Raw genomic sequence first — 13,064 nt, forward strand, 5'->3', positions numbered from 1 at the left:
TGTCTTTTATGTTAGCTTATGTGGTTTAGAAATAACGTGGTGAGCGTGATACTTTTCTTGGTAAATCGATATCGAAGTTTATAAAGATCTCGTGAGAAGCATCTGTAACTACGTTTAATTCCGATTGAATAGCATCGTAAGCATAGCCTATTCTAAGTGATGGTGAAACCATAAAGTTTACCATACCACTAAATGAATCGTCTAGTCTGTATCCTGCTCCTATTTCTACAACATCGTACATGAAAAGATTTAGGTTTGCATCATAACTTATTGGTGCATCGAAAGCAAACTTTAATAAAGCGTGTGGCTTTAATTTAAAGTTTTCTGACAAATCAAACACATAACCTGCTGCTGCAAATAAATGTTCTGTTTCCGAACCTATTTTTCTACCATCTGAATCTAAATGTGTTCCATTTAGAATGTTTGGCATCGAAGCAGAAACATACCAAAGATTAGGTTGGTATAAATATAATCCTGCTCCTATATTAGCTGTAGTTTCATTAACATCTTGTGAGAAAAAAGGATCGTCTTCGTCTATAGTTTCAATACTTGCTAAACCAATATCGTGGAAAGTTCCACCAGCTTTTAAACCAAAAGCTAATTTAGTCGCATTGCCTACTGGTAATGTATAAGAGAAATCTACATAAACATTGGTCTCACTTACTGGCCCAACTTCATCACTAATTAGTGATAAACCTAAACCTACTCTGTTACCTACTGGAGAGTGAATGGCTAATGTTGCTGTACTTGGTGAACCTTCTAGGCCTACCCATTGACTTCTGTATAATGCACCTATGGATACACTCTCGCTTGATCCTGCATACGCAGGATTGATCACATTCATATTGTACATGTATTGCGTGTACTGTGGATCTTGCTGCGCTTGTACACCTATAGCTACTAGGAATACGATATATAGTATGTTCTTCATCTGTATTATTGTTGGTTTCTAGTTAGTTGGATTATTTGTTTTCTCTGTTAATGTATACCCAAGCGGCTTTTGTTTTATTGCCTTGGTAATTCATTACATAATAATAAGTTCCTACTGGTAACTCATCACCATCTAATGATTGTCCATGCCACTCATCTAAATAATTTGTCTTCTCGTAAACCTTAACTCCGTTTCTATTGAAAATCGTTAAGCTTTGAACATCATAACTACTTAAATCGAAGGTGTCATTTAATCCATCTGTTCCTGGAGAAATACCTTGTGGTATAACACAGGTAGCTAATTCTTCTACTGTTACCATCTCTGTTGAAGTACATTGAAGAGTAGCTCCATTAAAAGTTACCATTATCTCATAATCACCAGCTAAGAGCACTGTGTTTAATGTAAGATCTGTTTGTCCTGCAATTGTAACTCCTTCATATAGCCATTCTATTGTTACTTCAGATTCTGTATAGTTGTTTGCAGTTGCAGTTACAGTAATTGGAACTGTTGCATTTGGACATACTTCGTAAACTACATCTGTATCGAAAGTAGTAACAGGAACATCTTTAACTATTAAACTGAAAGTTGTTGTTTTATAACAGTCTGATGCTGCACTATTCTGTATTCTAGCAAAAATTGTTTGCGGATTAGAAGTATTAGAATATGGAGATACTAGAGCATTCATTCCTGCATCTGCATCTAACTGAGATTCATGATAAGTAACTATAAATACTGCTGGATCTTGACCGTTAAGCATAGCTGACGTGTTTTGCTCTAAATCGAAATCTTCAGTTCCGTCACGAGACTCATCATCACATAACTCTAAGTCATCTACTCCTGTAATTTCAGGAAGTGCTCCTAATACCACTAATTCAAATGTTGTATTAGTACTCGCACATCCAGATCCTGTTCCTACAGAATCTACATCCTCTACTCTTACGAAGATAATTGTTCCATCTACAGCAGAATAAGGTGAAATTAAAGCATTAGCTCCAGTTTGCGCATCATTTAAAGTTGCATGGTATGTTACTAAAAAGTCCGCAGCATTTTGTCCAGCAGAATCTAAAATAACACTAGATAATCCATTTAAATTAAAGTCCTCAATTCCATCTCCAGACTCGTCATCACAAGTAGTAATTGACACCTCATCTTGAGGAACACTATTTACTACTGCTTCTTGATATAAGTTAACTACTACAGCATTAGTAGCATTACCCATACACTGTGCATCGTATGCAGTAACAGAATAAGTATTAGATTCTGTTACAGTAATTGAAGATGTTGTTAAAGTAGGATCAAAGATTCCGTTTACAGACCATTCGAAAGTATCTGCAAAAGGAGAATCTGCTTCTAATGTAATAGAATCAAAACCACATAAATTAGTTACTGATGGTGTTGTTTCGTCATTATCGTCATCAATAAAAGCAGTATCATTACTTACAATATCTACAGTTATCTCTCCACTTAATGTTCCTGCGTTAGGATCTGGATTATTTGGATCAAGATTAGTTTGATTTATTTGAATAATCCCTGGGTCTTGATCGTAGTTAGTAATAAGGACAATATAAATATCTCCTGCCACTGCTCCAATAATTTCAAAATTTTCTATTGCTGCAGCAGAAAAACTACAAGCTGTTACTGGTGTTGATGGGTAATCGCCACCATTACAATAATCGTCTCCTGCGTTAAAAGGTCCCCAAATTGCAAAATCGACATCTAATTCTTGTCCTATAGGATCTCCTAAAACATTGAAAGCAGTATTTTGAACCATTTCAATATTAATATCTCCAGAAGTACCAATTTCTATAATACTAAATGTTGGATTTGGAGAACTTCCTAAACAATCTATTTGACCTAATCCTGGAAGAACACCTATAGTATTGTAGCTATATAAATCATCACCACCTGGACAAAGGTTTTCTGTTGTATCACATGTTATGTTAACAGGTGCTTCATATGGTGTGATACATAAATCAAACGTTGTTGTTTCTTCATCACTATTATTAGAGTATACTCTAATATAATAAGTATCTCCAATAACTAATTGAGGTGTCACACTTGAAAGTAAATCGAAACCAGAAGTACAACTAATTTCTGTTAGCGCTCCACAAGTTCCTTCATAAACTGCATGACCAATATTAAAAGTAGTACTTCCTGCTAAATTAGCTAAAGCAATTAATTGATATTCACTTGTAGCTTCAAACTGAAACCAAACATCATCATCAGGATCACCACCACATGATGGGTCTGCTACTCCAGAAGGTGTAGCTTCCTGTAGTGTTCCAGGAGTACTCATTTCGCATATAAAACTATCATTTACAACTGCTACAGTAGCAAATTCACAATTATCATTAACTGGTGGACATGCTGCTAATACTAATACTGGACTTGTAGATGAACAAGTATCCTGTTCACTAGTTACTGTGAAAATAATATCAGTATTAAAAGGATATGGTCCAAATTGTATAACACCTGTTGTAGACATGACTCCTAATGTAGGCGCACCTCCTTGATTATCTTGTATTTGAACAGATGTTGCACCACCAAAATAAGTGACTTCTACATCTACTAAAAACTGATCACCATTTGCACAATCATCTACTATAGCGTAAGTAGCTACAGGATCAAAACAAGTTGGAGCCTCGCTAAAAGTAACATCGTCTATTGCGATATCATCATAAAAATCTCCAGTTACAGTTTCAGAGAATATAAATCTAGCTTGAACATCTCCAGTAATTGTAAGCCCACTAAGATCTATAAATTTTTCTTCCCAACCATTGGTGTTTGTATTGTAAGTTCCCATTGGATTCCATGCTGCTCCATCCCAAACTTCTACGTCTAAGGTAGAATTGGCATTGCCTTCATTATCACTAATTTCATAAAAGGAAAGTGTTGGTGCTGCTAATGGAGAGACATCCACTAAAGGTGTGTATAAAGTTGATGGACCATCATTACCTGAAGCATCAACTACAGCGTAATATAAATTAGTTGCAGTAGTACCTGTAATAACTCCTAAATTACCAACGTGATTTGGTCCTGTAAGATTAAATTCCCAATCTTCTCCACCATCCATTGTCCAACATAATGGAATTGTTCCTCCATTTTCGAAACCTTCCGTATATGGTGCTACAAAAGTTGTACATTCTGTTGAAAAATTAATTGGTCCAACCCAAGTACCTAAATCTGTACCACATACTGTTCTTACATATACTTCGTAATCTGTAGCAGGTGTTAATCCCATTTCTACATATGGCGCATTATCTGTAGTTGCTGTACCAGCAACTGTAGGAATACCCGTTCCTGGTGTTTGAACAGAAACTTCCCATCCTGTCTCACCTCCAAAAACATCCCAAGATAAGTTAGCTGTTGTTGCAGTTGACGAATCAAAAGCTAAATTAGCAACATCAGGACAGTTAGGAATTGCTCTAACTTGAAAATTATCTACAAATGCTTCATTATCTTCTGGATCATTAACCGTTCCTTCAGATCCTAAAATTCCAAATTGTACGTTTTGTCCAGAATAAGCTGTTAAGTCATATACAGGGTGTAGGCCTGTTACTGGAAAAGTAGAAGTAGAATCCCAAGTTTCTAATATTGTCCATGTTACACCTAAATCTGTTGAGATTAAAAACTGCACGATATCATCTGATCCTAAAGTCCCTGGATTGGTAGTACTACCATACTCCATAACTCCTAAATCAAACTCTGCCTGAAATGGGCCTCCTGTTAAATCAAACGAAGGAGATAATATCCAGTCGCTTTTTGCTGCTAACCATAGGTTAATACTGTAAGCGCCTTGAAATCCATTATTTAAAAAACCATCTTGATTCCAAGATCCAGCACCAACATTTCCAGGACCAGTGGTAGCATCTCCACTATCTGCTTCATCCCAACAATCTGCTGGAATAGTTGTGAAATCTTCCATATAGTCAGGAATAAATGCAGCACATTCTGTTGTAAAGTTAAATGGTCCAGACCATATACTAAAGTCTCCACCACAACTTGTTCTTACGTAAAATTCGTAATCGGTTATTGGAGCTAAAGTAGCATCTTGATATGTAGGAGTAGTATTTACCAATACACCGTTTCCAGTTGGAATACCTGTTCCTGCAGTTTGCACTATAGCTTCCCAGGTTGTTTCTGCTCCTCCTGCTACCCATAAAAGATCAACCGTTGAAGAAGACACACTAACCAAAGTAATATTTGAAGGTTCTGCGCATGTTACTTCAAATACAGATATATCATCGAAACCAACACCTTCATCAGGTACTGAACCATCTGAACCAAACGCAAAACGTAATTGCACATTAGTTTGCCCAGCTAACCCTGTTAATGCATGACTAGCGACAACCCAACCGTTAGATCCAGTTCCATTACGCCCTGTCCAACCCTCTTGTTGTCCTCCAGGATTTCCATTTATTGTACCATCTGTATACCAGTTACCTGCATCTCCAAAGGCTCCAACATTAACCCATGTTGTACCTCCATCTATTGATGATTGTAAGACTGTTCCATCCCAACTGTTTTCTGACTCCCACCATAAACTAAAAGATATAGCTGGCGCAGCCAATGTTGAAAGATCAAAAATAGGACTAGTTACTGTTGATGATTCTGAATTATTATAATCTCCAGTTAAATTTGTTACCCAAGAATTTGCTCCTGAAGCAGCAGTACTAATAACAGTTGCTGTAGGTGTTCCTAAAGCCCAAGTTCCATTTGTTGCATTATCTGCAGTCCATCCACCATCACCTGCTTCAAAATCTTCAGAGTATGGAAAAGTAGTAATTTGCGCATTGACATTTAGACCCAGTAGTATGGTTATAATAGCCAATAAAAGTGTAATTTTTTTCATCATTGCTAATTTCAATTAGTTTAAGTTATGCACTAAACTAATTAAAATTCCAATTGTAGCATCTATAAGTTTCTTATTATAGATTAAGTACATTTATTAACGACTAAAAGCGTTAATTTTAAAAGCGTTCACAAACCTCTTCAAAACACACATAACTGTTAAATTATCACTTTATGGAGCTGGATTAGGAATTACGTTATGAATCTCGTTAATGCTATTCAAAATATCGTTGTTTAAATCTATATTAACACTACTAATATTTTCTTTAAGTTGTTCTAAATTTGTTGCTCCAATAATATTGCTTGTTATAAATTCTCTTTGATTTACGAAAGCTAAAGACATTTGCGCTAAAGACATATTATTAACCTCTGCTAATTCTAAATATTTTTGTGTTGCTTTTGTAGCTTGATCACTACTATATCTGGCAAATCTTGGAAATAATTTTAATCTAGAGTTTTCTCCTGCAGTATTTTTAATATATTTTCCAGACAAAACTCCAAAAGCCATAGGCGAGTATGCTAATAACCCAATATTTTCACGCATTGACACTTCTGCCATATCACCTTCGTAAACACGATTTAAAAGTGAATACGCATTTTGTATAGTAACTGGTTTTGGTAAATTGTTTTTTCTTGATTCTTCAAGATAACGCATGGTTCCCCAAGCTTTCTCGTTAGACAAACCAATGTGTCTAATTTTACCTTCTTTAATAACGGTATCCAAACTTTCTAAAACTTCTTTAAAGTTATCTTCCCACTTATCGTTTGGATTATGTTTATAATCTCTAACTCCAAAGGTATTTGTTTCTCTTTCTGGCCAATGCAACTGGAACAAATCGATATAATCTGTTTGCAATCTTTTTAACTCATTATCTACAGCGTCTTTAATACTTTGTTTACTAAAGCCTGTAGTTCTAATATGTGCTGTATAATCTCCGTTTCCTGCAATTTTAGATGCTAAAATGACTTTGTCTCTATTTCCTGTTTTCTTTAACCAAGTTCCAATAACTTTACTTGTTGCTCCTTGTGTTTCTTTGGCTGCAGGTACAGGATACATTTCGGCAGTATCTATAAAATTAACACCTTGATCTATGGCGTAATCTAATTGTAAGTGCCCTTCGTCTTCTGTATTTTGGTTTCCCCAAGTCATAGAACCTAAACAAATTTTACTCACTTTTATATCTGTATTTGGTAGTGTTGTGTATTTCATAGTGTAGATCGTTTCTTTTTTTTTATAAATATAAAAAGACCAAAACAAAATGCTTATTGTTTTGGTCTAAATATTTGTTAATATTCCCGCGTTAAGGATGGAGGCATTGTTGGAGCTCCTCGAAGAGAGCGACTGCCGAGAGCCTGACCAAGCTAATGCTTTTTAGCATTGGCTTGGTAACGCCCAAAATTTAATTATCGCTTAACAACTTAGAAAGTTCATCTAACTTTGGTGTTAAAATAACTTCTATACGTCGGTTTTTAGCTTTACCTTCGGTTGTATTATTGCTTGCAATTGGCGCGAATTCTCCACGTCCTGCTGCTGTTAGGTTTTCTGGGTTGATACTATTATTCTCTCTAAGAATATCTACAATTGCGGTTGCTCTTTTGGTAGATAAATCCCAGTTTCCTTTAATTTGCCCTGTTCCTGTGTAGGGCGCGTTATCTGTATGACCTTCTATTAAAACGGCTATTTCTGGGTTATCGCCTAATACACTTCCTAGTTGTTTTACTGCCTTTTTTCCTTCTACTCCTACTGCCCAACTTCCTGAATTAAACAATAGCTTGTTTTCCATAGAGACGTAAACTTTTCCGTTACGTTGCTCGATAGTAAGACCTTTGCCTTCAAAATCTGTTAATGCATTTGAAATTGCATTTTTTAGGCTAGTCATTGCTGCGTCTTTTGCTGCAATAACACTTTCTAATTCTGCTACTCTATTAGAACGTGCTTCTAGTTCTTTTTTTAATTGTTCTAATCTTGCGTTCTCGGAAACTAATGCTTGTTCTTTAGCTTCTAGTTTCGCTAATAATTCTCTATTCTTTTTGGAATTAGCTGCAATTGCTGTTGAGCTATTAGATGCTAAAGCATTGTAAGAGTTTTTAAGATTTTCGTGTTCGTTTATTAATGCTTCGTATTCGCCTTTTAAAATGTATTTATCATCTACAGCAGCAGCATAATTATCTGTAATCTCTCTTAACTCATTATCTGCTTTTGTTTTTGCTTTAAGTAATTCGTTATACTCGTCTTGTAAGCTTCTATTTTCTTTTTTTAATGCTGCATATCTATCTTCTAAGTTTTTAAACACTTTTGGAGACACACATGATGTTGAGACAATTAGCAACAAGGCTATAACTGTGAATTTAGTTTTCATTTGGGTATTATTTTTTAGTTTTCTATTTCTACTAAAATAGGACAATGGTCACTATGTTTAGCTTCTGTTAGTATAACGGCTCTTTTTATTTTTTCTTGTAATGGTTTTGTAACCATTGCATAATCTAATCGCCAACCTTTATTATTTGCTCTTGAATTTGCTCTGTAACTCCACCAGCTATATTCTACGCGTTCTGGATTTAGGTGTCTAAATGAATCTATTAATCCACTGTTTATAAAAGCTCCAATCCACTCACGTTCTATTGGTAAGAAACCTGAAACGTTTTTCATTTTTGGATTATGAATATCTATGGCTTCGTGACAAATATTATAATCTCCACAAACTACAAGGTTTGGAATATTTGAAGTTAGTTCTGTAATATAATCTTGAATTTCTGACATATAATTAAGCTTAAACTCAAGCCTTTCTATATTGGTTCCAGAAGGTAAATACATACTCATTACAGAAACACCATCGTAATCTGCACGAATATTACGTCCTTCGAAATCCATGGTTTCAATTCCTGTTCCGTATTCTAAATGGTTTGGCTTAGTTTTACTTAAAATAGCAACACCACTATATCCTTTTTTTTGCGCACTGTACCAATAGTTATATTTATAACCAGCGTCTTCAAACAACGAAAGATCTAATTGCTCTTCCATAGCCTTTATTTCTTGCAAACACACAACATCTGCATCAGAAGCTATTAGCCATTCTATAAAACCTTTTTTAATTGCAGCACGTATACCATTTACGTTGTAAGAGATGATTTTCATGTATCTATTTTTATTGTTTTTCAACTGTCACATGCTGTTCGCTATTAGTCATTCTATTAAATGATAGCGTTTTTAACATGCTCGTTTCATATATAAGTAATTGTTATTTCTGCTAAAATAAATAATGCATTACTTTTACCACATTAAATAATTCCTAAATTAAACATAAACTATTAACAAAATATATTGTCAAGTTTTTAGTTTTACTATTATATGAAGTTTACAACTACTCTTTTTATTTTTTTCTTCGGAATTCTTGCGTTCTCACAAGAGCGTAATTCTAATTTCAGGCAGAAGACTGTAGCCAAAACTATGGTTATAACAATAGATAGTGTAAGCATAAACCCTAAAAGCTTTTCTATTAAATTAAAGGATTCCACTACTATAGATACTACCTTTTATTCTGTAGACTTCTCTAAAGCGGTTTTAACTTTTAAAAAGCCCATTAAAGCTGATTCTTTAATAATAAACTACCTTAAATATCCAGAATATCTTACTAGAATATACCAGCAATTTAATGAAGCTGTTATTGTAGAGAACAATGATGAAATCAATAAACTATACAAAATAAAACAATCCAACACAGAAAATGAATTCACGCCTTTTGATGGCTTAACGACTAGCGGAAGTATTTCTCGAGGCGTTACTATTGGAAACAACCAAAACTCGGTATTAAATAGTGAGTTAGACCTCCAAATTACAGGGAAATTAAACGATAACGTTTCGCTTCGTGCCTCTATTCAAGATGCAAATATTCCTTTACAGGAAAGTGGTTACTCGCAACGTTTAGATGAATTTGATCAAGTTTTTGTTGAAATTTTTAGCGAAAATTGGAATATTAGAGCTGGAGATGTAGATTTAGAAAACAACAATTCTTATTTTGCTGAGTTCTCCAAACGTGTTCAAGGCCTTTCTTTAAAAGCGCAATTAGGCGATGAAGATAATAAAACTAACCTTTTTGCTGCAGGAGCTTTGGTACGCGGGCAATTTACAACGAGCCAATTTACTGCACAAGAAGGGAACCAAGGCCCTTATAAATTACAAGGCCAAAATGGTGAATTATTTGTGCTCATCGTTTCTGGAAGTGAAACCGTTTACGTTAATGGAATTGTAGCTGAGCGTGGAGAAAATGAAGATTATATTATTGATTACAATGCAGGAGAAATTATCTTCAATTCTACTTTCCCGATAACTAGCGAAATGAGAGTTACTGTAGATTACCAATTTAGTGATAGAAATTATTCGCGTTTGGTTGCTTATGCTGGCGGGAATTACCAATCTGAAAAACTTAAAATTGGAGCTTCAATTTATTCTGAAAATGATGCTAAAAACAATCCGTTACAACAAAATTTATCGTCAGATCAGGTTAGTGTTTTAAGCGCAGCTGGAGACGATAGAACACAAATGGTTGCACCTTCTAGTGTTGAAGAAGCTTTTAATGAAAACCGTATTCTATATAAAAAAGAAATTATTAATGGCATAGAAGTTTTTGAGTTTTCTAACAATGCAGACGATACTTTGTTTAGCGTACGATTTACAAATGTTGGAGATAATCTTGGTAATTATGTAATAAGTAGCATAAACGCTATCAATACTATTTACGAGTATGTTACACCAATTTCAGGTGTGTCTCAAGGTAATTTTGAGCCTATTATACAATTGGTTTCACCTGTAAAACTTCAAGTAGCAGTGATTAATGGAAGTTATACGCCTTCAGAAAAAACAGTAGTAAATTTTGAACTAGCAGGAAGCAAGAACGATTTAAACTTATTTTCCAGTTTAGATGACAACGATAATAATGGTTTCGCTGTAAAACTTAACTTTAACCAATCTATTATTAAACAAGACAGTTTATGGAATTTGGATGCTTTTGTGGATACCGATTTTATTCAGCAAGAATTTAGAAACATTCAAGGTTTATACAATCCAGAATTTAATCGCGATTGGAACATTAATGCCACAACAAGCAACGGGTTAAACTCTAATTTTGGAGATCAAGTTTTGTTTTCTGCTGGCACGAGAGCGTTTCATAATAAAAAAGGAAAAGCCAATTATTTGTTCGAGCATCTTGGATTTTCTAACAGTTTTAGTGGAAACAAACACACTGTAAATGCAAAATTGTTTTTAAATGAAAAACTAGCACTAACAACAAACACAAGTCTTTTAAACAGTAATGCTACAGAAAACACTTCCACTTTTCTTCGTACTTACAATGAAGCGCGTTACAACTTTAAAAAGAGCTGGGTTGGCGGAAGACTATCTGCCGAAAACAACGAACAAAAAGAAGTTGCAACCGATAGTTTTACAGAGTTAAGTCAGCGTTTTAAGGCCTATGAAATTTTTACTGGTGTTGGAGATAGCACAAGTGTTTTTGCCGAAATTGGCTATAAATATAGAGTAAACGATAGCTTACGAGATAACAGCTTGCAACGTGTAAATAAATCTAACACCTATTACTTAAACTCTAGGCTAATAAAAAACGAACGTACAAACCTGTCCTTATTTGCTAATTACAGAACTTTAAAAAATACTGATGAAAATATTGAGGACGAACAATCCATAAATTCTAGGCTACTATTTAGTCAACAATTTTTTAAAAATATTATAAATTGGAATACCGTTTTCGAAACCAATTCGGGAACCTTAGCGCAACAAGATTTCACCTACGTAGAAGTGGAACCTGGTCAAGGTGCTTATACCTGGAACGATTATAATGGCAATGGCATTCAAGAATTAGAAGAATTTGAAATAGCACAGTTTCAAGATCAAGGTCAATATATTAGAGTATTATTACCTAATCAGGTTTTTATAAAAACACATCAAAACAGGTTAAGCCAAGCATTAACTTTAAATCCAGCAAATTGGATAAACGAAGAGAGTAAAAGCAAAAAGTTCTTGTCTCACTTTTACAACCAAAGTAGTTATTTAATAGATCGAAAAATTAAACGCGAAGGCAATGCTTTTAATATTAATCCGTTTGAAAACGATAAAGACAACCAATTAGGGCTTCAACTTAATTTTAGAAATGTATTAAGTTACAATCGTGGAAAGCAACATTATACAACCTCTTACACGTATTTAAGCAACCAATCTCGAAATGTATTATCTGTAGGCTTTATTGCAAATAGCTTAAAGAGTCATCAATTAAATTTCAATCATAAATTTGCTACAAGTTGGCTCGCTAATTTTCTTGCAGGTTTCGATAAAAACGAAAGCGAAAGTGAAAACTTTGTGTCTAAAAATTTTAATATAGATGAAGAACGCTTCAACCCAAAACTATCTTATTTATTAAATGATAATGTACGTTTCGATGTTTTCTACCAATATACAAACAAAGGAAATACTATTGGTGATTTAGAAACTTTAAACCAACAAAAATATGGCTTCTCTTTTGCTATTACTAAAAACGTAAAGTCTGCTATTTCTGGAGAGTTTAATGTGTTTTCCAACACTTTCGAAGGCAATGCCAATTCACCTGTTGGCTACCAAATGCTTGAAGGTTTACAACCAGGAAAAAACTTAACTTGGAGTGTTTTAGCACAACAAAAAATTACTAAGTTTTTAGATTTGAATCTTACCTATTATGGCAGGAAAACAGAAACTAGTAAAACCATCCACACCGGAAATGTGCAACTAAAAGCTTATTTTTAAGACATTTGTAACCTTTGTTACCAATTGACTAATCTATTTTTGTAAATTTGTATTTAATTATGAGCAAAATTTTAGCCATCACATATTCATTTTTGATTCTCATTCAGAGTTTCAACATAAACTTGGAAGACATTTCTAAGTTTAGTGTATTGCTAGAACATGCCAATTTTCATGAAGAAATGTATGGAGATACGTTTTTTCAGTTTTTAGCTGAACATTATGGAGACGCTAGAGACACCCACGAAAATAATCACAAAGAACATGAAGACTTACCATTTAAGGATGGTCATCACATGTGCACGCATATTAATACTTCTTTTATAAGCGTTGCTAATAATTTCGAATTTACCTATTACGAGTTTATCGAAATTCCTTTTAACTTTCATTATACTGAAACACTAACAGATTCGGAAAAAACATCTATTTTTCAACCGCCCAAATACGCATAATTTATTTTAGATTTTAATCCTGTTTTACAAAATAGGCATTTATTAT

Annotated in this window: 7 protein-coding genes; 2 read left to right on the top strand and 5 right to left on the bottom strand. The window is 34.2% G+C overall.

The features are described 5' to 3' along the window. Positions 1–25: 25 nt before the first annotated feature. The 5 genes from CW733_RS11595 to CW733_RS11615 all read right to left on the bottom strand — a co-directional run bounded on the left by CW733_RS11595 (position 26) and on the right by CW733_RS11615 (position 8,918). Entirely contained in the window at positions 26–931 is a 906-nt protein-coding gene (locus tag CW733_RS11595) for a type IX secretion system membrane protein PorP/SprF (protein WP_100997329.1), read from the bottom strand. Between the two features lie 31 nt (positions 932–962). Then, positions 963–5,786 (bottom strand): gliding motility-associated C-terminal domain-containing protein, encoded by a 4,824-nt coding sequence (locus CW733_RS11600; RefSeq protein ID WP_232730358.1) that lies wholly within the window; start codon positions 5,784–5,786, stop codon positions 963–965. A 168-nt stretch (positions 5,787–5,954) separates the two neighbouring features. Continuing rightward, the gene (locus CW733_RS11605; RefSeq protein ID WP_100997331.1) at positions 5,955–6,992 is read right to left on the bottom strand and encodes an aldo/keto reductase; all 1,038 of its coding nucleotides are present in this window, start codon (positions 6,990–6,992) and stop codon (positions 5,955–5,957) included. Between the two features lie 190 nt (positions 6,993–7,182). Continuing rightward, positions 7,183–8,142 carry an OmpA family protein gene (locus CW733_RS11610; RefSeq protein WP_100997332.1) on the bottom strand — a complete coding sequence of 320 codons (960 nt, stop codon included), beginning with the start codon at positions 8,140–8,142 and terminating at the stop codon, positions 7,183–7,185. 14 nt (positions 8,143–8,156) lie between these two features. Next, a complete protein-coding gene (locus tag CW733_RS11615; protein ID WP_100997333.1) occupies positions 8,157–8,918 on the bottom strand; it encodes an exodeoxyribonuclease III in 762 nt (253 codons plus the stop codon). A 213-nt stretch (positions 8,919–9,131) separates the two neighbouring features. Between CW733_RS11615 and CW733_RS11620 the strand changes: the two genes are divergently transcribed. Continuing rightward, positions 9,132–12,569, top strand: a complete 3,438-nt coding sequence (locus CW733_RS11620; RefSeq protein WP_100997334.1) for a hypothetical protein — start codon at positions 9,132–9,134, stop codon at positions 12,567–12,569. Between the two features lie 122 nt (positions 12,570–12,691). Continuing rightward, entirely contained in the window at positions 12,692–13,018 is a 327-nt protein-coding gene (locus tag CW733_RS11625) for a hypothetical protein (protein WP_232730359.1), read from the top strand. The last annotated feature ends 46 nt before the right edge of the window (positions 13,019–13,064 follow it).

It is taken from the genome of Lacinutrix sp. Bg11-31 (assembly GCF_002831665.1).
Lineage (GTDB): Bacteria > Bacteroidota > Bacteroidia > Flavobacteriales > Flavobacteriaceae > Lacinutrix.

What these genes read in the sequence shown, in the direction of transcription:
- CW733_RS11595 (WP_100997329.1), bottom strand. Translation starts at nt 931, where the DNA reads ATGAAGAACATACTATATATCGTATTCCTAGTAGCTATAGGTGTACAA.
- CW733_RS11600 (WP_232730358.1), bottom strand. Translation starts at nt 5,786, where the DNA reads ATGATGAAAAAAATTACACTTTTATTGGCTATTATAACCATACTACTG.
- CW733_RS11605 (WP_100997331.1), bottom strand. Translation starts at nt 6,992, where the DNA reads ATGAAATACACAACACTACCAAATACAGATATAAAAGTGAGTAAAATT.
- CW733_RS11610 (WP_100997332.1), bottom strand. Translation starts at nt 8,142, where the DNA reads ATGAAAACTAAATTCACAGTTATAGCCTTGTTGCTAATTGTCTCAACA.
- CW733_RS11615 (WP_100997333.1), bottom strand. Translation starts at nt 8,918, where the DNA reads ATGAAAATCATCTCTTACAACGTAAATGGTATACGTGCTGCAATTAAA.
- CW733_RS11620 (WP_100997334.1), top strand. Translation starts at nt 9,132, where the DNA reads ATGAAGTTTACAACTACTCTTTTTATTTTTTTCTTCGGAATTCTTGCG.